Source organism: Gordonibacter pamelaeae (genome assembly GCF_003340385.1).
In the GTDB taxonomy this organism is placed as follows: domain Bacteria; phylum Actinomycetota; class Coriobacteriia; order Coriobacteriales; family Eggerthellaceae; genus Gordonibacter; species Gordonibacter pamelaeae.
On record NZ_PPTS01000011.1, the window covers coordinates 53,017 to 77,055 of the forward strand.

Annotated in this window: 20 protein-coding genes; 8 read left to right on the top strand and 12 right to left on the bottom strand. The window is 60.1% G+C overall.

Going from position 1 to position 24,039, the window contains the following annotated elements; genetic code table 11:
• Nucleotides 1-94: 94 nt before the first annotated feature.
• From C1877_RS14390 to C1877_RS14400, 3 genes are all read right to left on the bottom strand, one after another.
• Nucleotides 95-3,307 carry an aminopeptidase gene (locus C1877_RS14390; RefSeq protein WP_244909870.1) on the bottom strand — a complete coding sequence of 1,071 codons (3,213 nt, stop codon included), beginning with the start codon at nt 3,305-3,307 and terminating at the stop codon, nt 95-97.
• Nucleotides 3,308-3,493: 186 nt separating this feature from the next.
• A complete protein-coding gene (locus C1877_RS14395) occupies nt 3,494-4,891 on the bottom strand; it encodes a type IV pilus inner membrane component PilO (protein WP_015539287.1) in 1,398 nt (465 codons plus the stop codon).
• A gap of 28 nt (nt 4,892-4,919) precedes the next feature.
• Complete coding sequence (locus C1877_RS14400; RefSeq protein WP_015539286.1) at nt 4,920-8,015, bottom strand: helicase C-terminal domain-containing protein; 3,096 nt, start codon at nt 8,013-8,015, stop codon at nt 4,920-4,922.
• 143 nt (nt 8,016-8,158) lie between these two features.
• Between C1877_RS14400 and C1877_RS14405 the strand changes: the two genes are divergently transcribed.
• Complete coding sequence (locus C1877_RS14405; protein WP_015539285.1) at nt 8,159-8,800, top strand: YfjI family protein; 642 nt, start codon at nt 8,159-8,161, stop codon at nt 8,798-8,800.
• A gap of 159 nt (nt 8,801-8,959) precedes the next feature.
• Here the strand turns inward: C1877_RS14405 and C1877_RS14410 are convergent, their stop codons facing one another.
• On the bottom strand, nt 8,960-9,907 hold the full coding sequence (locus C1877_RS14410; RefSeq protein ID WP_114569469.1) for a D-alanine--D-alanine ligase family protein: 948 nt from the start codon (nt 9,905-9,907) through the stop codon (nt 8,960-8,962).
• A gap of 99 nt (nt 9,908-10,006) precedes the next feature.
• On the opposite strand from C1877_RS14410, the gene rlmN reads away from it, so the two are divergent.
• Complete coding sequence (rlmN, locus tag C1877_RS14415; protein WP_114569478.1) at nt 10,007-11,038, top strand: dual-specificity RNA methyltransferase RlmN; 1,032 nt, start codon at nt 10,007-10,009, stop codon at nt 11,036-11,038.
• Between the two features lie 92 nt (nt 11,039-11,130).
• Here the strand turns inward: rlmN and C1877_RS14420 are convergent, their stop codons facing one another.
• Together C1877_RS14420 and C1877_RS14425 are read right to left on the bottom strand one after the other, a co-directional pair.
• Complete coding sequence (locus C1877_RS14420) at nt 11,131-12,192, bottom strand: ParB/RepB/Spo0J family partition protein (RefSeq protein WP_041239175.1); 1,062 nt, start codon at nt 12,190-12,192, stop codon at nt 11,131-11,133.
• Nucleotides 12,185-13,168, bottom strand: coding sequence for a ParA family protein (locus C1877_RS14425; protein ID WP_390213224.1), 984 nt, complete (start codon nt 13,166-13,168; stop codon nt 12,185-12,187). Before C1877_RS14425 ends, C1877_RS14420 begins: the two co-directional genes overlap by 8 nt.
• A 255-nt stretch (nt 13,169-13,423) precedes the next feature.
• Between C1877_RS14425 and C1877_RS14430 the strand changes: the two genes are divergently transcribed.
• A complete protein-coding gene (locus C1877_RS14430; protein WP_041239174.1) occupies nt 13,424-13,825 on the top strand; it encodes an endonuclease domain-containing protein in 402 nt (133 codons plus the stop codon).
• Between the two features lie 70 nt (nt 13,826-13,895).
• Here C1877_RS14430 and rsmG read toward each other — a convergent pair whose 3' ends face one another.
• From rsmG to rpmH, 6 genes are all read right to left on the bottom strand, one after another.
• Complete coding sequence (gene rsmG / locus C1877_RS14435) at nt 13,896-14,549, bottom strand: 16S rRNA (guanine(527)-N(7))-methyltransferase RsmG (protein ID WP_114569470.1); 654 nt, start codon at nt 14,547-14,549, stop codon at nt 13,896-13,898.
• A gap of 109 nt (nt 14,550-14,658) precedes the next feature.
• Entirely contained in the window at nt 14,659-15,192 is a 534-nt protein-coding gene (locus C1877_RS14440; RefSeq protein ID WP_114569471.1) for a Jag family protein, read from the bottom strand.
• Between the two features lie 90 nt (nt 15,193-15,282).
• On the bottom strand, nt 15,283-16,053 hold the full coding sequence (locus C1877_RS14445; protein WP_114569472.1) for a YidC/Oxa1 family membrane protein insertase: 771 nt from the start codon (nt 16,051-16,053) through the stop codon (nt 15,283-15,285).
• Between the two features lie 48 nt (nt 16,054-16,101).
• Complete coding sequence (gene yidD / locus C1877_RS14450; RefSeq protein ID WP_015539276.1) at nt 16,102-16,344, bottom strand: membrane protein insertion efficiency factor YidD; 243 nt, start codon at nt 16,342-16,344, stop codon at nt 16,102-16,104.
• Nucleotides 16,345-16,354: 10 nt separating this feature from the next.
• A complete protein-coding gene (gene rnpA, locus C1877_RS14455; protein WP_083808949.1) occupies nt 16,355-16,684 on the bottom strand; it encodes a ribonuclease P protein component in 330 nt (109 codons plus the stop codon).
• Between the two features lie 14 nt (nt 16,685-16,698).
• The gene (gene rpmH, locus C1877_RS14460) at nt 16,699-16,833 is read right to left on the bottom strand and encodes a 50S ribosomal protein L34 (protein ID WP_041239173.1); all 135 of its coding nucleotides are present in this window, start codon (nt 16,831-16,833) and stop codon (nt 16,699-16,701) included.
• 844 nt (nt 16,834-17,677) lie between these two features.
• Here rpmH and C1877_RS14465 point away from each other — a divergent pair.
• From C1877_RS14465 to C1877_RS14485, 5 genes are all read left to right on the top strand, one after another.
• Entirely contained in the window at nt 17,678-18,526 is an 849-nt protein-coding gene (locus tag C1877_RS14465) for an ATP-binding protein (RefSeq protein WP_181813865.1), read from the top strand.
• Nucleotides 18,527-18,624: 98 nt separating this feature from the next.
• Nucleotides 18,625-20,229, top strand: coding sequence for a chromosomal replication initiator protein DnaA (dnaA, locus tag C1877_RS14470; RefSeq protein ID WP_114569473.1), 1,605 nt, complete (start codon nt 18,625-18,627; stop codon nt 20,227-20,229).
• Nucleotides 20,230-20,908: 679 nt separating this feature from the next.
• Nucleotides 20,909-22,009 carry a DNA polymerase III subunit beta gene (dnaN, locus tag C1877_RS14475; RefSeq protein WP_041239171.1) on the top strand — a complete coding sequence of 367 codons (1,101 nt, stop codon included), beginning with the start codon at nt 20,909-20,911 and terminating at the stop codon, nt 22,007-22,009.
• A 25-nt stretch (nt 22,010-22,034) separates the two neighbouring features.
• Complete coding sequence (gene recF / locus C1877_RS14480; RefSeq protein WP_114569474.1) at nt 22,035-23,168, top strand: DNA replication/repair protein RecF; 1,134 nt, start codon at nt 22,035-22,037, stop codon at nt 23,166-23,168.
• Entirely contained in the window at nt 23,165-23,776 is a 612-nt protein-coding gene (locus C1877_RS14485) for a phosphoadenosine phosphosulfate sulfotransferase (RefSeq protein WP_114569475.1), read from the top strand. Before recF ends, C1877_RS14485 begins: the two co-directional genes overlap by 4 nt.
• The last annotated feature ends 263 nt before the right edge of the window (nt 23,777-24,039 follow it).

Here is a 24,039-nt window from a genome sequence, read left to right on the forward strand (position 1 = left end):
GAGAACGCGCGAGATTCAAGAAATCTTACGAGCAATACACGGCCGCCATTATACGGTACCGCGATGCAGGCGCACCGGGGATGCCGATGCGCCTTTATATATTCTTCAACAACTCCATAACGAATTCCGCATTGTTGTTCAAAGTTTCCTCGTCGATACTCTCGAGAACGTCGTCGCCCTGGGCGAAGAACGCCGGTTTCGCGCCATCCATACCGGCAAGGTGCATAGCCTGGAAACCCTGCTTGATGGCAACCGAAGCCGCACTGTCCTCCCACATGATAGACGCGGTGCCAATCGACAGGCCGGTGGCCTGCGATGCCTTCTTCGTGTAACGCTTCATACGGGAGGATGCCTTGACCTTGCGATACATCCCCTCGCGCTCGATCATGCAGAGCTCGCCCGCTCCCAACGCGTCAATATCGATGATGATGGAGCCGCGCAGGTCCTGGCTGTGCTCGGCGAGGAACGCGTGCATGCCGCCGTGCTGTGCCAGCTCGGAGCCCAGCGCCACGAACCACACCTCGGTGTTGATGTCGGGGTTGCGGAACTGGTAGATCTCCTTGAGCTCGGGGGGCGTCGCCAGCTCGTCGGGATGAGCGGCCAGCAGGTCTTCCTCGTGGTTCAGCTCCTCGGGCGCCACGTCGTTGGCACGGCCCATGCGCAAGCGCGAGAATCCGCCGCCGTTCCAACGCCGGCCGGCATCGGAGCGGAACGCGTCGTCCTCGTACTCGTCCACGTCGTCGAGCGAGAAATCGTCATCGGCGAAATCGGCGACGGGAGCGGTGCTCGTGACGCCCGCGAACGTGTCCTCGGGGCTCTTCCCCGCCAAGGGAGCCAGGTAGGAGTCCTCTTCTCCGTCATCGACGTAGGCATCGTCCTCGTACGTCTCCTCGTAGTAGTCCGGGGCGGCGTTCTGGTCCTCGCGGAAGCTCTCCCAGCCGCCGCGCGCCGCGCCGGCGGTGCGGGCATCGAACGTCTCGTCGACTTCGAGCCATTCTTGCGGCGTGGGCTCCTCTTCCTCCTTGCGCTTGCGGAAGCGCAGCTTGTCGAGGAAGCGGTGTGCGCGCGACTTCGGCATTTCCACGTAGCCGGTGCCCGCGAAGGCGCCCGTTTCGGTGTACTCGCCCTCATAGGCGGAGTCATCGGCATCGTCCACGTAGATGTCGTCGGGATCGACGTTCTCGAGCAGTTCGTCGCCCACCGGGGCGAATGCGCCGGTGGCGCCGGCCGGAACGAAGGCGCCGGCCGTGCTCACGGCGGCATCGTCGGGACGCGCGATGGCGCCGGACAGCGAGGGAAGCGCGGCGCGCAGGTCGGGGCGTTGGGGAGCCGGGGCCGCAGGAACGGCGGCGTCGGCTGCGGGAGCGACGGCATTCGATGCGGGCTCGATGGACGGAAGCATGGTGAGCAGGCTCTTGGCCGCGCTCTTGCCTGACGTCTCGGCCTCGGCGAGCGGCGCACGCTGCTTGGGCAGCTCGGTGATGGGCGTCAAGTTGGCCGCCGCCACGCCGATATCGGGCAGGACGATGGGACGACGCTGCAGGGCAGGAGCACCCTCGCCATCTGCAGGGGACGCAGGGGCAGACACACAGGCGGCCTGCGTCGACAGGGCGTCCTGCGTCGGCTGAAGATCGATGCGCCCGCTGTCGCCGATAGGCGCGGCCGTCACGTCGACGCGGTTCGCGGTGCGATTCACCTCTCCGCGCTCCTCAAGCTTCTCGGCCTGGGCCTTCGCCGGGTCGAGGAACGAGGGCATGGGCACGTCCCCCACGGGCGGCACGTCGCCGAGGCGCAGCGCGCTCACGTCGATCGGCGGCATGGCGCAGGTAGCGCCGGCGTCGGGAGCGGCCGTTCCATCGGGCGTCTCGAAGCGCACCTCCGGCACAGCCGTCGAGGCCTGCGCGGGGGCCGTTTCGGCGGCGCCGCCGTCCACCGTGATGGTAACGGTGCTCGCAAGCGCCTCCGCCTGCCCTTCCGCCGTGGATTCGTCCGCGCGGCTCGCCTGCGGCGCCTTGACCTCCATGATGCCCTCGCGCATGGTCTGCAGGCGCGCTTCCATGTCGGACAGCGGGGCGGAGGGCTCCTCGGAGGCGCCTTCCGCGTTGTCGCCGAGGGCGGCATCGAGGGCGTCGGCATAGCGCGAACGGTGCACCTGCTTGTTGTCGACGGGCTTCTTGGCCTTCTCCTGTGCCTTCTTGAACCAATCCGGCACGCCGTCGCTCGAAACGGGCTCGGCAGCGGGCGCGGACGGGGCCGGGAAGGGCGCCGGAATGCCCGCAGCCGCGGCCGCGGCTGCTTCGGCCCCGCTCAAGGCGGCAGCTTCGGCGTTTGCGAGCGCCGCCTGCACCGTCTCGGCGGGAATGGTGGTGAACGCCTCACGGGTTTCGCCGCGCTGCGCCTGGAAGTCGACGTCGGTCGGGCTCGGCAGCGGGGGCTCCTTCACCTGGACGAGGTTCTCGGCCAGGTCGGTCGACAGGCGCCCGCTCACCGGCTTGCCCGTGAGCGCGGCAACGGCGGCCTTCGCGGCCGCCAGGCGCGCGGCCTCGCTCTGGGGGGCGGGCTCGGGAGGCTTCACGTTGGAGGCCGCATAGACGATCTCCACGCCCTCGGGCACGAGGCCGGCCGCACGAGCGGCCTCCTCGCCATGGATGGCAGCCCCTTCGGCGCGCGCGGCCAGCTCGGCCTCGCTCACCCTTCCGCGGCCCACCCGGCGCGCCACGTCGAGCAGCACGGAGACGCCCGAGGCGTTGCAGTTCGCGGCCTCGTTGTAGGCGGCGAACTTGTGCGCGGCCGCCTCCAGAACCGGCAGCGCCACGAAAACCAGCACGATGGCCATGAGCACGTTGAGCACGATCTCGGTGGTGCCGGTGGCATGGAGGAACAACGTCGCCCGCAGGACGAGCAGCAGCGGGACGGCCACCATCGCGCCGAGGTTCACCCAGCGAAGCACCGGCAGCGCCGACAGGAACGGCTGCTTCAGCTCGGAGCGCACCTTGCCGCTGTCGTAACGGGCCACGAGAATGATCTTGCGTCGGCGCGAGCCGCCCGCCTCGGCCGTGTAGCCGGGCTCGTACTTCGCCACGACGTTCTGGCTGACCCCGCGCGCGAAGGCCTTGGACAGCACCGGGCGGTCGAGCACCTCGGCAACCAGCAGCAACAGGGCGATCAAGGACACGATGAGGGCCGGGATGGCCATGACGGACAGGAACAGCGCCAACACGGCCACGACCAGGGTGGCGCCGCAGCAGATCGCGCGGGGCGCGTCGGCGCTTCCCGCACCGCTGAAATCCTCGATGACGGCCGACAAGCCGGCTTCCTTCTGCATCTGCTCGGTGATATACAGCGCAGCCTGCTGTTCTTCTTCCGTTCCGGCAGGACGCGGGCCTATTTGCTGCGACAAATATGCAACGTGGTCTAGAATTTCCGGCATACCCTTTGCCTTTCGCTCACGATCTAGTGACATCCTGCTAGGCATATATGCTGCTAGTATACGCTATTTGCTAGTGGTTCCCAAATAATCACGAAGAAACGCATCCGCAGCTCCAGCTTGTGAACGAGCCGTTGAATAGGTCTCGAAAAACGGGTCGGTTGCCTGCTCGTACGCTTCGAAAACCAGCTGCGCCACATCGTCGGGAAGGGCGGCGGCCAACGCCGCGGCGTCGGCGTCCGCACGGTTGTAAGCGTCGTTCTGGGAAACGGCCTCTTCCTTGTTCTTCGCCAGGAACGCATCGTCGGACGCCAGCGCGTAGCCCATAGCCTCGATGCGCTTTGCCACGTAGCCGAGCAGGCCCGCCAGATCGACGTCATCGTACGTGGCGGCAAGCTCTTCGAGTGCCGCCTGGGCGTCGGTGAAGGCGGCGGCGGCCGCGTTGGTCTTGTCTTTGGAGGCCGTCACGTGCTCGGCCGTGGTGTTGGCCACCAAGGCGGCGGCATCGCGGGCGAGCGCGTCCGCATCGACAACCCCCTGCCACGCCTCCCTCACGGCTCGGGCGGCCTCGTCCGCGCGCTGCGCCTGCCCGACGATCTGCCGGCCGCTCTCGATCAGCGCGGTTCGCGCGCTCGTGGCGGCAACGGTCTGGTTCGCCGCCTCCTTGTCCTCGGATTCCCGCAGGTCGACCGACACGCGGCGGGCGGCGGCATCGGCCTCCTCAAGCTGCGCGAGCGCACCGGGAAGCTTTGCGAGCACGTCGTCGGCTTTGGCCAGGGAACCGGCATCGAGCGGATTCGCCACGATCCCGTCCAGGGCCACCACCGTCTCGTCGGCCTCCCTGATAAGGTCGAGTGCCTCGTCGAGTTGGGCCACCTGGCTCATATGCCGTTGATGGTCCTGGTAAAGGTACCATCCTCCCGCACCGGCAAGGCAGAGGCCCACCACGACGACGAGGCTCGCCGCCAGCATGCGATGAAGACGGCGGCGGGCTTTGCGAAGGGCGATCTCCTCCTCGGGAGAACGAGCCGGCTTCGAGGGGACGGACTTGGCGGGGGAAACGGTTCCCGAGACCGGCGTCGCCGCGCCGGCAGCAGCCGTTTTACGCGGCGCGCCCGGAGGCGGCGCGCCCGGCCCCGCAGCGCCCGACTTCGGAGAGCCGACATCCACCGTTCCCAAAGAAGAGGCAGGAGAGGGGTTCTCCGCCGAGGCGAACTCCCCGCTCGAGAGCAGCAGGCCGCGTTCCTTCGTGGGGGTGGCGATGTTCTTCTTCCGACGAAGCGGCAAGGTGAACAGGGATATATGCCCGAACCGGGACGGGCGCGAGGCGGCGTCCTTGCCGACATCGCCCTCCAGCTCGTTTTTGGCAGCGTCGAGCACACTGAACGAGATTTCGTTCGACGTGCCCACCGTATGCCGCTTGATGTGGGCGGCCCGCCCCAGCTTGTCGTTTCGCTTACCCATGCATCGGCTCCGCGGGAACCGCCGCCCGTCAGGCGTGCGACCCGTCGTTTGCGGCCGCTGAAAGCTCCGCCACGATCTCGGCGCACGTGCATACCTTGATGGTGCGGCTGGGCAGCGAGTTCAGGAACGCCTTGCCGTACCCCTTCGTCACCAGGCGCTTGTCCGCCAAGATGAGCACGCCGCGGTCGTCCGCCTTGCGGATGAGGCGGCCGGCCGCCTGCTTCGTCTCCAGCACGGCCTGTGGCAGCACGTAGCGCCTCCATGCCTGGTCGTCGCGAGCGGCACGCTCGCACGAGAGCGGGTCCGTGGGCTTCGAGAACGGCAGCTTCGGTATGACCACGCCCTTGAGCGTGGCGCCCGGTGCGTCGAAGCCTTCCCAGAAGCTCTTGAGCGCGAACAACGACAGATGCTCGTCTGCAAGGAAGTCATCGCGCAGGCCCTTGACCGACACGCCCCACTTCTGGCACACGAGGCGCAGGTCATCGGTCTTGATCGCCGGCTGCACCACGTCGAAGCAGCGTTCCATCTCGCGGCGGTTCGTGAACAGGGTAAGCATCGAACCTTGCTGCGCGCGGTGCACATCCACGAGCAGCCCCTGCAAACGCTCCAAGTAGGCAGGGTCGTTCGGCTCGGGCATGTCCGAGGCTACATACACCGTCATATGCGCGTCGAAGTCGTAGCTCGAGTCCAGCTTGCACGCGCGGCAGCGTGACAGCTCGCCGGCGTTCAAGCCAAGGGCCGCTTCGAAGGCGTCGAACTTCTCGTCCACCGCCAACGTGGCGCTGGCGTACACCACGGAATGAGTGCGCGCGTACAGCGTCTCGTTCATCGCATCGCCCACGTTGAGCAGCAGGGCCTCCAGCTTGTCGGTGGCCTTGTCGCTCTTGCGGCAGAGCGATGCCGCGTAGGCATAGCCGTCGGGCGCTTGCACGAGAATCAGTTCTACAGCCCTGATCTGGTCTTTCAGCTCCATGGCAAGAGAGGCTATCTCGCGCTGCACGTCAGCGGCACCGTCAACGTCCTCCAGGTAGCCCACCAGTTCCTGGCACGGAGTGACAAGCTTCTCCGCCGCCGCGGCCATCATGCGGCCAAGCGATGCCACCCGCTCGAACGTCTCACTGCGCCTGATGCCGTCGTTGAGCCACAGCTCCACGTAATCATAGGCCTTTCCGCGCTTGTTCGCATCGAAGAACAGCAGGTCCTTCAAGTGGGCGGTGAACTCGCGGGCGGCTTCGCCGTAGGCCTTGCCTGCTGCGCGCGCTTTGCCGGTGAGGGCATAGAACAGCACGGCGCCCTCGCCGTTTTCCGGCGCAACCACGCGGCGCTCGGCGCGCAGAAACACGTTGCGCGATGTCTCCTCGGCAGATACGCGGGTGGTCAGGCGCAGGATATCCTCGGCAGACAGGGCCAGCGAGAAGGCGCGGCGGGCTTCGACTTCGGCTCCATGAGCCTCGTCAACCACCCAGTAGCGTATCGGCGGCAGCAACCCCCCGTCGGCAGCCAGGTCGCAGAACAGCAGGCTGTGGTTCGTTACCACGATATCCGCGCTCTCGGCGCGGCGGCGGGCGCCGTGCACGAAACACGACGTGCCGAAATAGGGACACTTACGGCGCAGGCAATCGTGGCTGGTCGTGGTGATGGCGAAACGTGGGAGCGTGCGGTAGTCGATCTTCAAGCCGTCCATGTCGTCGTACTCGGTCTGCTCGATGTACGAGAGCAGCGCGGCGAGCGCAGGTGCCTGCGACTGCTCCTTGCCGGCAACAAGGCACATGCCCGGTCCTTCGACGGCCAAGCGGTCGATCTTCCGCAGGCACGGATAATGGGAGAATCCCTTGAGCGCGGCATAGGTGAGCCCTTCAGCGCCCTCACCAGGGGCATCAGCATTATCGCACGGAGCATTTCCACCGGTGATCCCCGCCTCGGCAAGCGCGGTGCCCAGCGCCGGCAGCTCATGGTAGACAAGCTGGTCGAGCAGGGCGTTGGTCTTCGTCGCAATACCCACGGCGATATTGTTCTTGCGGGCCGTCAGCGCTGCCGGAACCAGGTACGCCATAGACTTTCCCACACCCGTACCGGCCTCCACCATGAGGTTTTCGGAAGCGGCGAAAGCGGCACGCACGGCCTCGGCCATTGCCAGCTGCTCGGCGCGCGGCTCGAAGTCGCGATAGAGTCCTCCCACCAGCCCTTCGGCGGCGAAAGCGGCAGTGATCTCCTCGTCAGAGGGGAATGCCAGATCGCGGAGGGGGTCGGCCGCTATGGCATCGGCATCCGTCTTCGGCTTGCGGTCGAACTTCGCCACACGTTCACGGCGCAGGGCGCGCAGCGAGAAGCGCTGGCGTGCTGCCTCGGATGCTGGTTTTTCCAATTCGTTCGTTTGACCTGCGCATATGATACTATCATCGCCGCTTTTGCCAGCGAAATAATCGAACACGACCTGGGTTGGCCATTGCTCGGGCATCGCCATGCGCGCGATCTCGCGCACGAGCGGCACGGGCATCGTTCCGACAGCCGCCAAGAGGATGCGGAAGATGGAACAGGTGGCCTCGACATCGGCATCGGCCCGATGCGTCGAGAGCGGGGCGCCGAACGCCTTCACCAAATCGAGCAGACGGTGCGACTTCAAACGCGGGAGCGCGATGCGCGCAAGGTCGAGCGAATCGATCCATGTGTTCTCCAGCAGCGGGTAGCCACTGGGATGCCGGGTGGTGAACGTGCGGTCGAACTCGGCATTGTGCGCGACGATTTTCGCGTCCCCCACGAATTCCGCCAGTTCAGATAAGGCCTCGGATGGAAGTGGCGCATCCGCCACGTCCTCGTCGTGGATATCGGTCAAGTAGGCGACGTCTTCCGGGATAGGCTTTCCCGGGTTCACGAACGTGATGAACCAGTCGACGATCCTCCCCTGCTCCATGCGGGCGGCAGCGATCTGCGTCAGCTCGTCGTGATTGAACGAGAATCCTGTCGTCTCGGTGTCGACGACCACGATATTGCGATCAAGATCCCCGAAATCGCTTTCAGCGGCGATTGCCGGCAGCGAAGCGTAACGCGCCTCGATAGCTGCAGGCGTCCCATCGCTTATAAAGGTTTGCAGGATACCATGCGCCTGCTCGCTGTGCTTTTCCATAACGATCAGCCTACCATCTCTCAACTGTTCGCACAAACTGAAACGCCCTTGCCCGGGTAAAAGCCCATCCAACCTCAGAAATGTTTCACGTGAAACATTCATGGTACACTTGATTCTGCACCTGAACCGCTCGAGGGGATACCATGGAAACCACCTACACTGGATTTTACGCACGCTTCGATACGCCGTCCAAAAAAGACGCTGCAGTACTGCTTGGAGCCGACAACCTTGTCGGCGACCTTTTCGACGTGGAATTCGTCACAGAAGAGGGAACAGCGGTAGCCTGGATGGTAAACCGTTTCGGCAACCGCGTCGCTTTCTTCGATGCGGACACGACGAGGCGGCTCCGCGTGCTTCATGCTCGCGATTGGAAGATCAAGGCGCTGCTCTCTTTCGTTGCTTTCACCGACAGCCCGGAGCCGGGCGAATATTGGGGCGAAGCTGCCGTCCTCTGCTTCTCGCCGGAACACGAGCAGGCCTTCAACACGTTTGCAGATAACATTGCGAAGCGCCTGATGGAGGGAATCCGCCCCGAAGTCGATCTTGGCGAGCAGGGTGTCAAGCAGATACTCGAGAGCAACGGCACTTGGTCGCCCGCGAAAACAGTGCCCCTACCAACCAAGAAGCCGGGCACGGTGATCATGAAGGGCCGCCGCAAGATGTCGGAGAAGCTCATCGAGCAAGGACGCAAAGGGAACAAAGGCTGCTATGTGGTCAGCTGGGTGTTCATACTTGCCGTGGTTGCGCTTGCTCTGTTCGGACTGAAATCTTGCGGGGTTTTCTAACGCCCCTCAGATGTTTCACGTGAAACATTCTTGGTAACCTGTTATTGAAATAGCCGATTGTTTCACGTGAAACAATCGGCTATTGTTTACTCATGCCTATTATTTCTCGATGTTTCACGTGAAACATCGAGTTCTCTACTAGCTCAACCTCCGCGCTGCCTATTTCTTCTCCAGCGCGAATTCGATCAGCATCGTGCATAGTTCGGGAAACGATATTCCGGCGGCCCGTGCTGCATCAGGAAGCAGCGAGGTGCCCGTCATGCCCGGGATGGTGTTCGTCTCGAGTATCCACCAGTCCCCTTCGTCATCCAAAATGAAGTCCGATCGCGAAACGCCTGCACATTCGAGGGCTTTATGCGCTTGCACCGCCATATTCTGAATCTGCCTCGTCGTCTCCTCCGACAGAGGCGCCGGACAAAGATGCTGCGAAGCACCTGGCTTGTATTTCGCTTCGTAATCATAGAAGTCGTTTACCGGAACGATCTCGATAATCGGAAGGGCTCGCGGGTTATCGTTGCCGATAACAGCCACGGTCAGCTCCTTACCTTTTATATAGCGTTCAACCAATATCTCATTATCGAGCTCTCGGGCTTTTTCGATCGCTTCCTGGATAGCATCGTGCCCCTCGACGATAAAAACGCCTAGAGCGCTTCCTTCCGTAGCAGGCTTTACCACGCAACGTTCCCCAAGGCTGCCGACGATCTCCTCAACGTCGACAGTGTCGTTGACACCCAGCGTGATCGATGGAGGCGTCGAAATTCCGGCTGCCTGGTAGAAAACCTTAGACTTCACCTTGTCCATGGCAAGGGCGCTCGACCAAACACCCGAGCCAATATAAGGAAGCCCGATCATCTCGAGCATTCCCTGCAGCGTTCCATCTTCCCCATACTTGCCGTGCAAGCAGATGAATGCCACATCGAATCCTCCGTCGATAAGCGTTTTCAGGTCGTCTTTATCAGCAGGATCAAGCGTCGTCACCTGAAAACCTGCCTCCGTCAAAGCCTGATGGGCTCCTTCGCCCGACGCGAGCGATACTTCACGCTCCCCGCTGATGCCGCCTACGAGCAGCGCAACATGGCAATGCTGGGGGTCAACGCATGCAACCATGAAACGAACCTTCTTTCGTTGAATAGCCAATAGCTTGCTGAGTATAGCAATGTTTCACGTGAAACATTTCAAACAACCGTGATGAGATATAATGCGGCCATGATAAAACCCATCAAAACATATTCACTCAATAACCTCAAGCAGCTCATGAAGGATCTCGGCCAACCATCCTTCAGGGCAAAGCAGCTGTACGAATGGCTATACCTGCACCACGTGGGCAGCTATGACGAGATGACGAACCTCCCTCAAACCTTACGCGTGCAGCTGTCCGCCGACTACCCCCTGTTCACTCCCGCTGTCATCGATTCCCAAACCTCTCAAGACGGGACAGCCAAATATGTGATCTCCTATCACGATGGGGCGCGTGTCGAGACGGTCGCCATACCCTCGTCTGATGGCAGGCTCACAGTGTGCTGCTCCACGCAGGCTGGATGCGCCATGGGATGCACTTTCTGCGCCACGGGCAAAGAAGGCTTCACCCGCAATCTCTCGGCTGGAGAAATAGTCGATCAGATTCTGATTGCCCAGACACGGATGGGAGAGCGCGTCTCCAATGTTGTGGTTATGGGACAAGGAGAGCCTTTCCTCAATTACGAGCAAACATTAAACGCCCTGCACATCCTTAACGACGAAAAGCTTTTGAATATCGGGGCACGGCACATCACGCTTTCCACCTGCGGTATCCTCTCTGGTATCGACCGCCTTGGCACCGAGCCCGAACAGTTCACCCTTGCGGTGTCGCTCCATGCGGCAATTCAGCGTACGCGCGACAAAATCATGCCGGGTGTTGCGAACTATGGACTTGGCAAGCTTAAAACGGTGCTTCTTAAATACATCGAGCGTACGAACAGGCGCGCCACCCTTGAGTATGCCATGATGAACCGCGTTAACGACAACGAGGAAGACCTGAAAGCTCTTATAGAGTTTTGCACAGGGTTGCTCTGCCACGTCAATCTCATCCCCTTGAACGAAATCGAAGAATCAGAATTTTCCCCCAGCAAGGCCCCGACAATGAACCACTGGTACCTGACCCTTAACAGAAGCGGCATAGAGACAACCATACGGCATTCGCGTGGAAGCGATATCGCCGGCGCATGCGGCCAATTGAAGAACGCTGTGAAACATCGCTGAGTGTTTCACGTGAAACACTCCAATCTCACCTCATAAAAAGAGCGCCTATGAAGGGCGCTCTTTCTCGAATCTGAAGTGTTTCACGTGAAACATTACGAAGTCGATGCAATCAATTCCTCGAACAACTTCTCAAGCTCTTCTTCATCCTTGAACTCGATCTCAATCTTATTCTTGCCCTGCACGGTTTTTACCCGGACGTTCGTGTGTAGGACATCCCTCAGTGCCTTCGCCACGGTTTTGAACGATTTCGGCGTCGGCTGGCGCATTTGGGCAGAGTCTGCGCTCTTCTTACCGGCAAGCAAGCGAGCAATTGCTTCGGTTTCCCTCACCGACAGCTTTTCCTCCACCAGCTTCTGGGTGAGCTTCAGTCTCCCTTCCTTAGAAGGGATGGACAAGATTGCGCGTGCGTGGCCTGCCGTGATCTTCTCCTCGAACAACAGTTGCTGGGCTTCTTCGGGAAGCTCCAGAAGGCGCAGCGCATTGGCGACCGTCGAACGTCCCTTCGACATCGCCTGGGCGACTTCCGACTGCGTCAGGTTGCGGCGCTCCATCATTCGACGGTAGCCGTATGCTTCCTCGATGGGATTCAAGTCGGAACGTTGGATATTCTCCACCAAAGCCAGCTCGAGCGCCTTGTCGTCATCCGCTTCTTTGATGCGGATAGGAACGATTTTCATACCGATCGAACGACATGCCTGCCATCGACGCTCTCCAGCGATGATCTGGTACTTGTTAGAACCGACCGGCCTTACGAGAATAGGTTGAAGAAGCCCGTCTTTTTGGATAGAGGTCGCAAGCTCCTCTATCTCCTCTTGCTTGAAGTTCGTTCGCGGCTGGTCGGGATTCGGCGATACCGATTCAAGCGGCACCTCGTCGGTTCGGCGCTGCACCACGCTCTTTATAGTCACATGGTCCTCGTCCTTGATGAAGTTGTCAGCAGGGACGCTTGTATTCTGTGGTTCAACCGGAGGAGCCGGCACTTCGACAGAAGAAGGAACCGAAAGCGGGCGCTTCACCGGCTCGTTGAGCTCTTCCGCTTCGATGATAACCCGAGGCGCCGGTTTTGCCGGCTCCGGAGGAACTGCTTCCTCGTAAGAGCCGCCCAACAACGAATTCAGACCGCGTCCTAATCCGCTTTTCGTCGATTTAGCCACGGTTTATCACTTCCTTTGCAAGATCAACGTACGACTGGGCGCCTTTACCGGACGGATCGTACTGTGTTATTGGTTGCCCGAAGCTCGGGGCCTCGGAAAGCTTGACGGTACGTGGAATAAGCGTGTCAAAAACAATTTTGCCGAAATAATTGCGCACCTCTTCGACAACCTGCTTTGAAAGCGTGGTTCTGCCGTCGTACATCGTCAACAGCACACCGAAAATATCCAACGACGGATTAAGGCGCGTTTTGACACGTTTCATCGAATCGAGGAGTTTTGTCACACCTTCCAGCGCATAGAACTCGCATTGGATGGGGATGAGCAGCTTGTCGGCGGCCACGAGGGCATTCACCGTCAGCAAGCCAAGCGAGGGAGGGCAATCGATGAATACGTAATCGTATTTACCACGCAGAGAACCAACCGAGTCGCGCAGGCGGTTCTCGCGCGCCATCTCGGCAACCAGCTCGACTTCAGCACCGGCCAGGTTGATAGTGGCAGGAATGACGTCCAATCCTTCGCACACATCGGGAATGATGACATCCTCTACCGGTACATCGTTCAACAGCACATCGTAGACGCAATGCTCGACGCGACTCTTCTCAATGCCGAGCCCGCTCGAGGAATTACCCTGCGGATCAAGATCGACCAAAAGCACCTGCTTGCCCATCTCACCGAGCGCAGCAGAGAGGTTGATTGCCGTCGTCGATTTCCCGACGCCGCCTTTCTGGTTGATGATCGCCATGACCTTCGTCTGGCCCACCACATGCTTTACCGGCGCCTTGTCCTTGAAAGACTTGATAGGTTTAAGGGGTATATCCTTTTCCACCTCGGGAACAACTTCACGCTCGACTACCTCGATATCCTCTATGACGATATCGTCCTCGTACGTCGTATTCTCGATAACGATGGGTTCTTCATTTGATTTGACAGTCTCGGCTGCTTTTCTATCACGTTTCAGACTATCGAACAGTCCCACAAAAGGCCCCCTTTCAAGAGCATTGAAGCTAGTATACCTTGTTTGTGTTTCACGTGAAACACTCAAGCGGCGGATTGACAGGGTTCTTGCAAGATCCATGCAAGAACCCTGTTTGATAAGTGCAAGGTCTAGACGGCGGGCATGCTGCATTCATGCAAGGTCCAGGCGACTGGCAGACGGTCAAAATACGGTTCCTTGGCAAGGTTGCGGCGTTATGATCAAAATAATGAAGTCATTCAACCTAAGAAGGTGTCGATGAATCGTGCCGCGCGCTCCCGTCTAGCTGAACGGGCGAGATATATGAGAAGAAATATGACTGAAGCAGAAAAGATACTCTGGTTTCGCTTCCTTCGTGAATACCCAGTCCGGTTCTCCAACCAAATCCTCGTAGGTCCCTACATCGTTGATTTCTATTGCAGAAAAGCCCGGTTGAGCATAGAACTCGATGGATCCCAGCATTACGAGGAGCACCACCGAAAATACGACGAGATACGAACCACTTACCTGGAAATGGAGGGGATCAAAGAACTACGGTTTCCAAATTCTTATATCTGGGACAATTTTGAAGGCGTGTGCGAGACCATCCACCAAGAGGTCGAGCGCCGGAGGAACGATCTTTGGTCCATCCCTCTTTCAGAAGTCAGGAACAAACGATGATGTTTCACGTGAAACATCATCGTTTGCAATCGCGCGAACATTTCGAATGTTTCACGTGAAACATTCTTTGCTAAAGCGGCTTCTTTTGTGCAAAACCGACATGACGGGGTAGTTTCAGCTTAGGACGGCCTGTTTTCTCGAAGGTTATGATCCTTCGAGATGTTTCACCATCGCTTAGCGTGAGCGTTCTATCGGAATACAGGCGCATGCCGAGCTTTTCTTGCAACGAAAGCACATGCTCCCATTCTTCTTCTTGTACGTTTGCCTTATAACAGATCAACAGGCCGCCGTTCACAAGCAAAGGGCTTGCCAATTCCATGAGAACCGACAGCTTAGAAAGGGCGCGTGCTGTCAACGCCGTGAACGCACAGGGGCGCTCATGCGCCAGATCTTCGATACGGCCACCATAGGTCGATACCTGCTCGGCTATCCCAAGCTCTGAAAGAACTGAACCGACGATAGCCATCTTCTTCTGAACGGAATCTACAAGAACGGTCTTCCTCCCTGATTCAAGCGCTAAAGGAACGCCGGGGAAGCCGCCGCCGCTCCCAAGATCGCCGTACAAACCTTCAGGGGCCTTATTTAACTCCTCGAGTCCGGCAAGCGAGTCTTCTATATGAAGTTTACGGGCTTCGTCAAGCGATGAGATGCGCGTGAGGTTCGTTTTTTCATTCGCTTCAAGGATCTTCTCCAAATAAAGATCGATGAGTTCTTCGTGCTGCATGGGCGGTCCTTCGATGCTGGGTGAGTTTTCACACAAAGTGTACCATCATGGAGAATGTTTCACGTGAAACATCACCTATAAAAAAGCCTCCCTTAAGGGAGGCTTTCAATTAACGAGGAAGGATCACGACGTGCCGGGCGCTTCCCTCGCCCTCTGAAGCGGTTTCCACGCGATCATCGTCCCGCAACGTGATATGAACGATGCGTCGCTCGTAAGGCGTCATCGGACGAAGCTTTATGCTGCGGTTCTGGCTGGCTGCGCGGTTGGCGGAAGAGCGGGCGATGGACTCTAGCTTCTGACGCTGGCGCCCCTTGTAGCCCTCGATATCGACGACGACCGGGTAGCGATACCCTATCGTGCGGACCGTGATGGCGGATACCAGGAATTGCAAAGCATCGAGCGTCTTGCCATGGCGGCCGATGAGCACCGCAAGATCGTCACCCGTGATATCGAGAATAAGCTCGCCTTCGTCTCCCTCGTACTCGTCGATCGTCACTTCACCGACGTTGAAGTACTTGAGAATATCCTGCAGCGCCGCAATGGCCGTGTCGGCAATACGGTCGAGCTCCTCGTCAGTCAGCTCGACCGGTTCCCCCACGGTTTCCCCAGCGCCCTGCTTCTCTTCGATAATTTCATCAGCCATGGCAGACTCCTTCGATAGGCAACCCAAATGAGGCGGGGGAAACCGATCCTCCAAACCTCATTGTTTCACGTGAAACAATCGGCGCGAGGCCTAGCGCTTCTTCGTCGGACGAGGCTTCTTGACCTTGCGCGTGACGTCGACCTCGATCGGCTTCACCTCGATGGTCTCGGCAGCCTCCGCATCGCGCTTCTTCATGATGCGCATGGAGATCTGCTGCTGGCCAAGGCCGATGAGCGAGGAGGCGCCCCAGAACAGCAGAACGCCGGCCGGAGAGCTCCAGCTGATCCACAGCATGAACACGCTCATGACCGCAGACATGATCACCATCTGCTTGCGCTGTGCGCTGTCCTTGTTGTTCATCTGCTGCAGCACCATGGGGAGGAACGTGGCGCCGGCGAACACCACCATAAGAATCAAATAGGGAACAAATGTTCCAAAACCCTGGGCGAACGCCTCGGAAGGCCGCTCGACGAGGCTGGGAACCAAGTTATAGAACTCGTACGTGGAGCCCTCGGTACGGGCACCCATCTCGGAAAGCACCTGGAACAAGGCCATGAAGATGGGCATTTGCAAAAGCATGGGCAGGCAGCCGGCCAGAGGGTTGAACTTCACCTCGGCGTAGAGCTTCTGCATCTCCTCCTGCTGCCGCTGCGGATCATCGGCGTACTTCGTCTGGATTTCCTTCATCAGAGGCTGAACCTTCTGCATCTGGAAAGAAGACTTCGTCTGCTTGTGCATAAGCGGCGAGATAAGCACGCGGAAGATGACCGTGACGATGATGATCGCCAGGCCCCAGTCCCTGCAGAAGTCGTAGAAGAACTGGATGATCTGGAATATCAGATCTTTAAATGCGTCCCACATGTAGCTTTTTCCTTCCTATATACCAAAGAAGCCGCACGATCCTCTCGATCAAGGGACGGGGTCGTATCCGTGAGGGCCTCCCGGACGGCATCGCAGAATCCGCTTCACCGTCAGCTTCAGCCCCTTCCAGAACCCGTAGCGCCGAAACGCGATGATCCCGTACTCAGAGCAAGTTGGCGTGAAACGGCAGCACGAGGGAAAAAGCGGAGAGATGGCCGCGCGGTAGAACGTGATCATAAACACCGCAGTCTTGCAGGGCAGGTGTTTTATGAAATCGGAGATCGTCCCCATCGCGTGAACCTCATCGCACCCCGGCTCGCTTCAACGTATCGTCACATGCTGCTAGCACTTTACTATAAGACGCCCGCACGATGTTCGACTTTGCGAGGAAAATCACATCGTAGCCCCTCCAAGGGCCGCCAAGTTCGCGACATACCGCCCGCATGCGCCGTTTGGCGCTGTTCCTCCACACCGCGTTCCCCAGTTTCTTCCCAGCAATAAAAGCAGCACGACCGGATGGGTCGTGCTGCTTTTCGTTGCGTACCACGATGAACGTGAGGTAAGGCGTGTGCAAACGCTTGCCGTGGGTAAACAGGGACGATATCTCCGTGTTGGATTTTATGGTCTCCAACCCAGAACCCCTGGTTACACGCAGAGGCGCTTGCGTCCCTTGGCGCGACGAGCAGACAGGACGGCGCGGCCGCCCTTCGTCGACATGCGGGCACGGAAGCCGTGGCACTTGGCGCGCTTGCGCGTGTTAGGTTGATACGTGCGCTTCATGGTCATTTCCCTTTCGATACTTTCAAGAGCAACTTCCAAAGTATATATCATGTTGCTGTGCCGTCAAGCGCTTTTCCCTAAAGCAGCGGCAATAAATCGAAGGAGGGGCCCTTCGGAAACAACGGAGTCATGAGGCCCGCCCGAACCGGGTTTTCCACTTAAGGAAAGAACACCTGTTCACCTCCATGCCATGTTCACAACTCTTGAAAGGGGAAAACCCATGATAGGACACCCGCCCTTGCTTTTTCCCAACAATGCCGATCAAGATTAGTGCGCGAAGTAACCGTAAGATTGTGGAAAATGGGGAAAACTGCAGTTTCATTCGGCGACCATTGTGGAAATCTCTAATGACAGCCGTTTGTCAAGAGTGCGTTTAAAAGGAATTTACAAAGGCCCTATCAGCCATTTTGGTTTCCACTCTTATTAAACAAGCTCTTGATCAGGTATTTCTTACCGAGTCACCGTACGAATTATTTACAGAAGTTGCCGTATCGCTATGTTCCTTACACCGAATCGACACCATTCACAAGAGTAGATGAATCCCATCTGGGGAAACCTTTTTCTCTCGCAAGTCAACGGAAATTTCAACAATTCAGGCGCTTTTCAACGTTTTCCAGAATCCTTCATTCAACCTCGTTCGCGGTTTTCCACTTTTTCTGAATAAAATGTTGAAAACCCTGAAAAGCCCTCTTCGTCATTGCTTTCATTTTCATCCGAAGATGAATGAAAGCAAATTCAATCCATGAATTCCGCAGGTGAATAGATTCGCGCATGAAAAAAAGGTACAATGCCGTTGAATATCTTTGAAAAATGCTGAATATCGAATCTGAAAAACGGAACACCATTGAACGACCAGATTGAACATTCAAACCAAGGCAATGAACCCGCTGATGGCAGCGCCGGTCCGTTCGACTATACCTATGTGCAGACCGTTGCGCGCATAGCACAGTACGACGACCTCCGCAGCGCGCCGCGCATCACCGAGATCCAGCCAGCGCCCACGGCGGACTTCATCGAGCACCTCGCTTCGAAAATCTACGAGCAAGCGAAGATGGCGGGCGGCACGATTCCCTACACCGTTATCCGCGAGGTGTCGGAGAACTTCATACATGCGCGGTTCGCCGAGATCATCGTCTCCATCCTTGACGAGGGGAACACCATCAGGTTCGCCGACCAAGGGCCGGGGATCATGATGAAGGACAAGGCGCAGCTGCCCGGCTTCACGTCGGCTATCGAGCCGATGAAGCACTATATCCGCGGTGTCGGGTCGGGTCTTCCCATCGTGAAGGAATACCTGGACTTCTCGCACGGCACCATCTCGATCGAGGACAACCTGGGTACCGGCGCGGTGGTCACCATCAGCCTGAAAAGCAACGAGGAGCCGGCAGCTGCCTCCGCGCAGGAATCACCTTATGACCTGCGTCGACCTGCCATGGGCGGCAAGGGGGGACGCGCACCGCAGCCGGCGATGCCGCCCCTGCCGCCGCTCTCGCAACGCGAGCGCGACTTCCTGCCCATCTTCTTGAGCGAGGGCGCCCTGGGCGTCACCGACTTGGCGCGGCTCACCGGCGTGCCCCAGTCGAGCACGTACGTGACGCTCTCCAAGCTGGAGGAGGCCGGCCTCATAGAGAAGACCGCCGGACAGAAGCGCATTCTGACCGATCTGGGCTTCCACGTGGCGAATTCGCTATAATCGCCACGAAGGGACGGATGCCCGCCGCGTCGGGCGGCGGCCGAGCGGGCCGACCGTCCGAACTACCGTAAGTGAAACCTCCTCACGAGAGGAATGCCATGGAAAGCGAAAAGCTCGAGCAAGTCTGGCGCGCAGTGTGCGACCAGGTCAAAAGCTACAACAACATAGACCCTTCGCAGATCAACGCCTTCTTCTCGCGGCTGCAGCCCCAGGCGATGAGCGAGGATTTCCTCATGCTCACGGCCGACAACGATTTCATCAAGACCTGGATCGAGCGGCACTACGTCGACTTCATCAAGCAGGCGCTCATGGATTTGTACCGCACGGCGTTCACGGTGCTCATCGAGGTGGACATCGCGGCGGAAGCGGCCAGAGCCAACCCTGCCGCCCCGGCTCCGGCGACTGGCGCTTCGACAGCAGGCGCACCGGCCGCCCCGGCGACGTCGGCCGGTGCGGCAACGGGAACGCCCGCAAGCGATGGCGGGCATGCGACGGCGGGTGAGCCCGCCGTCGTCCAACCTGCCGTCCAACAGACCGCAACCGAGCAGGCGCCCCGCGCCGCCCACGCTGCAGCCGCCTACGAGGCACGCGGCTGCGAGGAGCTGGAAGGCGACCCCTACGACGAGGACGAGACGGACGGGCCCGACAGGCCCACGTCCACGCTCACGTTCGAGAACTTCGTCATCGGCGATTCGAACCGCATGGCGTACTCCATGGCCGTGGCCGTGGCCGAGATGCCGGGCAAGGCCCATCTGAACCCCCTGTTCATCTACGGGAAGTCGGGCCTCGGCAAGACGCACCTGCTCCGCGCCATCCAGAACTACGTGCACGAGACCATGCCCAACCTCTCCACCATCTACGTGGACTCGGCCGAGCTGCTCTCCGACTACATGGAGGCGAGCGCCGCGCACGACAAGGAGAAATCCAGCTACAAGAACTTCAAGACGCGCTACGAGGAAGCCGATGTCCTGCTCATCGACGACGTGCAGTACCTGCAGGGCAAGAAGCAGACGCTCGACATCGTATTCCAGATATTCAACAAGCTCACCGGACAAGGACGCCAGGTGGTGCTCTCGGCCGACCGCGCGCCGAAGAACATCGACATCGACGAGCGCTACAAGAGCCGCTTCAACTCCGGCGGCACGTTCGATATCCAGCCGCCCGAGATAGAGACGAAGCTCGGTATCGTGAAGAGCTTCGTGGACGAGTACCGGGCCACCGAGGGAAAAGCCAGCTTCGCCATCCCCGACGACATACAGATGTATATCGCAGAGAGCTCCAGTTCCAACATCCGCGAGCTGAAGAGCGCCGTGACGAAGGTGATCTACCAGATGACGTTCTTCAACCAGCCCGACCTGAGCCTGGACGACGTGCGCAGCCTGCTGGAGAACCACTTCTCGGGCGGTCCGTCGAAGCGGCTGACCATCGCCGACATCCAGAAGGAAGTGGAGACGTTCTACAAGGTGAGCCACGCCGACCTGGTGGGGAAGAAGCGCACGCGCAACATCATCTACGCGCGGCAGATCGCCATCTACCTGTCGCGGCAGATGCTCGACCTGCCGTTCAACGACATCGGCAAGAAGTTCAACCGCGACCACTCCACCGTCATGTACTCGGTGACCAACGTGGAGGAGAAGATGAAAGAGAGCCGCGAGCTGCGCGAGGAACTGGAAACGCTGAAGCAGCTTATCCGCGAGATATAGGCTCCCATAGACCGCGGGAAAGCAGGGGGAGCAGAGGGAAAGCGAGACCCTGCTGAATGTTTCACGTGAAACATCGTGATGGTGGGCACGGCTGACCTTGGCACGTTAGTCGCGGTTCGCACACAACACAATCGGTTCGTCTGAATTCACCTGCCTGATCATTGCCTATGTTTCACGTGAAACATAGGCAATCTGCCTGGACGTCCCCTCCGGATTAATGTGAATGTTTCATGTGAAACATTCGGGCTTGGAGGTCTTCATGGAACCCCGAAGCCGCGAGCGGGCAAAGCACGAACGATCGTTCGGCGGAAAGATGACTGAAAGATGACTGGCAACTTGATGAAAACCACCGGTTCGCTTGGGAAAGATAATGAAAGCGATAAAAGATGTTGAGGGAGGGTACGTACCCTCCACGTAAGAAATGGCAATAAAAAGGGATGTTGAAGAGGGGCGATGTGAGTTATCCACAAATCCACCGTCCTTATTATTATCATTATTAAAAACTCAGATAAATTAAAGGAAGACCTTTAAAGAGAAGAATCGCGGCGGGTGCGCCGCAGGCGGCCGAAACCGATCGGCAAAATAAGCGGGAGAATTTATAATGGCAGCGCAACGGGACATGATGTTTGCCATACTGGATGGAACTGCGCACGCGCATAGGTGAGAGAAAGGGAACGCCTTGAAATTCAGCATCAACCAATCGGAACTCCAGAACGCCTTGAGCGTGGTGCTCAAGGGCGTGGCCACGCGCTCGACGCTCCCCATCCTCTCCGGCGTGCTCTTGGAGGCAGACAACGACTCCCTCACGTTGCAGACGACGGACCTCGAGCTGTCCGTCCAGTATACGGTGGCCGCCCTCGTGGAGCAGCCCGGCCGCGCGGTCGTGCCCGGCAAGCTGTTCGCCGACATCGTGAAGAACCTCCCCGACGCCGCCGTGCACGTGGAGGCCGACGAGGAGAACGCCGTCATCACCTGCGACACGGCCTCGTTCTCCATCAAGGCGCTCAACCCCGACGATTTCCCCGCCTTCCCGCACGTGGACGTGACCCAGCGTGTGGACATCCCGTTCGCCCAGTTCGCCTCTATGGTGCGCCGGGTGGCGCGCGTGGTGTCGAAGGACGAGAGCCGCGCCATCCTCACCGGCGTGCTCATCACCATCGAGGACGGGCGCTTGAAGATGGTGGCCACTGACTCGTACCGCCTGGCCATCACCGAGGCGGAGCTGCCCGAGTACGCGGGCGAGGAGTTCCAGGCCGTCATCGCCGGCACGTTCCTGCAGGACATCGCCGCCCTACCGAAGACCGACGGGCCCGTGTCGTTCGCGCTCGCCGAGAACCAGATCGTCGTGACCTACCAGGATACGGTGTTCGTGAACCGCCGCATCGAGGGCAACTTCCCGAACTACCGCCAGCTGCTGCCCGACTCCCACAGCACCCGCGTGAGCATGCCGGTCGAGCACCTCGTTGCCGGCGTGAAGCGCGCGTCGCTGCTCGGCCAGGCCTCGTCGCCCGTGCGCTTCGACATCAACATAGCCTCGCAGACCACGCAGCTCTCGTCCGTGGCCCAGGACGTGGGCTCGGCGCAGGAGACCATCGCATGCGCCGGCGAGGGCGAGGACGTGGAGATAGCCTTCAACTACGCCTACCTGCTGGACGGCCTGGCCGCCGTGGGCACCGACGAGGTGTTCCTGGAGGTGCAGTCGTCGCTCAAGCCGGGCATCTTCAAGGCCGCCGAGCCGGAGAACTTCCTGTACCTCGTCATGCCGGTGCGCATCGCCTAGGCGCGCCGCCGCGCCCCTTCGCCCCATGGACCTGCGCATCGAACGCATAGCGTTTCGCAACTTCAGGAACTACGAGTCCTTCGAGTTGGCGGGCCTGGGCCCGCTGACCGTGCTCGTGGGCCCGAACGCCGTGGGGAAGACGAACGTGGTGGAAGGCGTCCAGCTGCTCACGGCGCTGCAGTCGTTCCGCCGCCCCTCTTTGGATCAGATGGTGCGACAAGGCGCCGGGTTCGCGCGGCTCGATGCGGACGTGACCGACGGCAGTCGGGAACTCGCGCTTTCGCTCCAGGTGAGCGAGGGGAAGAAACGCTACCTGCTGAACGGGAAGGGGAAGCGCACGGCCGACCTCAAGGGGCTCGTCCCCTCCGTGACGTTCACGCCCGACGACCTGGAGCTGGCGAAAGGGGCGTCCGCGGTGAAACGCGCCGCCCTCGATGCGTTGGGCTCGCAGCTCTCGGCGAACCACTACGTCATAAAGAAGGACTACGAGAAGGTGGTGCGTTATAAAAACCGCCTGTTGAAGGACGACGCGCCGCCCGAGCTCGTGGCGAGCGTCAACGAGACGCTCGTGACGTGCGGCGCCCAGCTGGCGTGCTACCGCTCCGCACTCGTGGAGAAGCTGGCGCCCCGCGTGGCCGACTACTACGCCGCCATCGCCGACGGCCGCGAGGAGCTGCGGATGGGCTACGTGCCGTCGTGGGAACCCCACGACCCGGACCTCCCGGCCACGTTCGCCTTCGGGCGCGACGAGGCGCGCGGCCGGCTCCAGGCCGAGATCGCCCGCCGCCGCGACGAGGAGCGCGCCCGACGGCGGGCGCTCGTGGGTCCCCACGCCGACTATGTGGAGTTCTTCGTCGCCGGCCGCAACGCGGCGCTCTACGGAAGCCAGGGCCAGCAGCGCTCCATCGTGCTGGCGTTCAAGCTGGCCGAGGCCGCGCTCATCCAAGAGATACTGGGGCAGAAGCCCGTGCTTTTGCTGGACGACGTCATGAGCGAGCTCGACGCCGGGCGCCGCAACGCGCTCGTATCGTTCATCGAGGGGGACATCCAAACGTTCATCACCACCGCGAACCTCGCCTACTTCGACGAGGGCCTGCTCGCCCGCGCCCGCGTGGTGGAGCTGCCGCGGAACGGGGCGGCGGGGGAGGGCGCGCGATGAGGAAGCTCAAGGCGGACCTCGACCGGTTGAAGGCGCTGTTGGAGGAGAAGAACCCCGGCGGCGCCGAAGCGCTGCGCTTCGCCGAGGTGAACGACCTTTGGAAAAACGCCGTCGCTGTCGTGTTCGGCGGCGATTCGGCGGCCCTCGTGCTCGACCACACGAACAGCGTGTACGTGATGTCGGGCGAGCAAGGCGGCAACCTGCGGCGCTTCGACCGCCCGCGCAGCGAGACGCAGGGGCCCGTGGAGGGCAAGGTGCTGGCCGTGTACTGCGATGACAGCATGGTGCGCTCCGAGCTGGACAACCGCCAGGAGCTGCTGAAGATGAAGTTCAAGGAACAGGGCGAGGACGTGGAGGCGCTGCGGATACTGCCCTCGACCCGCGACATGAAGAACCGCCACCCTTTCCGCGAGGAGCCCGCGCGGCCCGGCGGCCCGGCACCGTCCTTCGTGCGCCCGGCGCGCACGGCCCGCGCGCTCACGGAGGAGCAGCTGGCCGCCGTGCACCAGAGCGCCGACCACGTGGAGGACCCCGCGGTGCGCCGGGCCCTCTACCGCGCCCTGCTGGCCAGCGCCGCCCGCAGCGACGGCGAGGAGGGGCGGAAGTGACGCCCGTGTCCATAACCGGCCCCAAAGGCCCTCAATCCTGCGTTCGTAAGCTTTAAAACGACTGTTTCGACAAAATTACTACACATTCACCCAATCTCCCCTCATACGGGTTGAATTGCGATGTCATCCGAACGCCCTCTCCTAGATAGGCGTTTGCGCAGTTAGCCGGACGTTTTGCAATGCGGCATACCCCCTGTTTTGATTCACGGCCAGGGGGTATGCCGGCTTGTCGGCGTGCTCGGATGAGTTCGCGGGCAGGCTCC

Excerpts from the sequence above, each read along its gene's own strand:
- C1877_RS14395 (WP_015539287.1), bottom strand. The coding sequence starts at position 4,891 with ATGGGTAAGCGAAACGACAAGCTGGGGCGGGCCGCCCACATCAAGCGG.
- C1877_RS14400 (WP_015539286.1), bottom strand. The coding sequence starts at position 8,015 with ATGGAAAAGCACAGCGAGCAGGCGCATGGTATCCTGCAAACCTTTATA.
- C1877_RS14405 (WP_015539285.1), top strand. The coding sequence starts at position 8,159 with ATGGAAACCACCTACACTGGATTTTACGCACGCTTCGATACGCCGTCC.
- C1877_RS14410 (WP_114569469.1), bottom strand. The coding sequence starts at position 9,907 with ATGGTTGCATGCGTTGACCCCCAGCATTGCCATGTTGCGCTGCTCGTA.
- rlmN (WP_114569478.1), top strand. The coding sequence starts at position 10,007 with ATGATAAAACCCATCAAAACATATTCACTCAATAACCTCAAGCAGCTC.
- C1877_RS14430 (WP_041239174.1), top strand. The coding sequence starts at position 13,424 with ATGAATCGTGCCGCGCGCTCCCGTCTAGCTGAACGGGCGAGATATATG.
- rsmG (WP_114569470.1), bottom strand. The coding sequence starts at position 14,549 with ATGCAGCACGAAGAACTCATCGATCTTTATTTGGAGAAGATCCTTGAA.
- C1877_RS14440 (WP_114569471.1), bottom strand. The coding sequence starts at position 15,192 with ATGGCTGATGAAATTATCGAAGAGAAGCAGGGCGCTGGGGAAACCGTG.
- C1877_RS14445 (WP_114569472.1), bottom strand. The coding sequence starts at position 16,053 with ATGTGGGACGCATTTAAAGATCTGATATTCCAGATCATCCAGTTCTTC.
- yidD (WP_015539276.1), bottom strand. The coding sequence starts at position 16,344 with ATGGGGACGATCTCCGATTTCATAAAACACCTGCCCTGCAAGACTGCG.
- rpmH (WP_041239173.1), bottom strand. The coding sequence starts at position 16,833 with ATGAAGCGCACGTATCAACCTAACACGCGCAAGCGCGCCAAGTGCCAC.
- dnaA (WP_114569473.1), top strand. The coding sequence starts at position 18,625 with ATGGAAAGCGAAAAGCTCGAGCAAGTCTGGCGCGCAGTGTGCGACCAG.
- recF (WP_114569474.1), top strand. The coding sequence starts at position 22,035 with ATGGACCTGCGCATCGAACGCATAGCGTTTCGCAACTTCAGGAACTAC.
- C1877_RS14485 (WP_114569475.1), top strand. The coding sequence starts at position 23,165 with ATGAGGAAGCTCAAGGCGGACCTCGACCGGTTGAAGGCGCTGTTGGAG.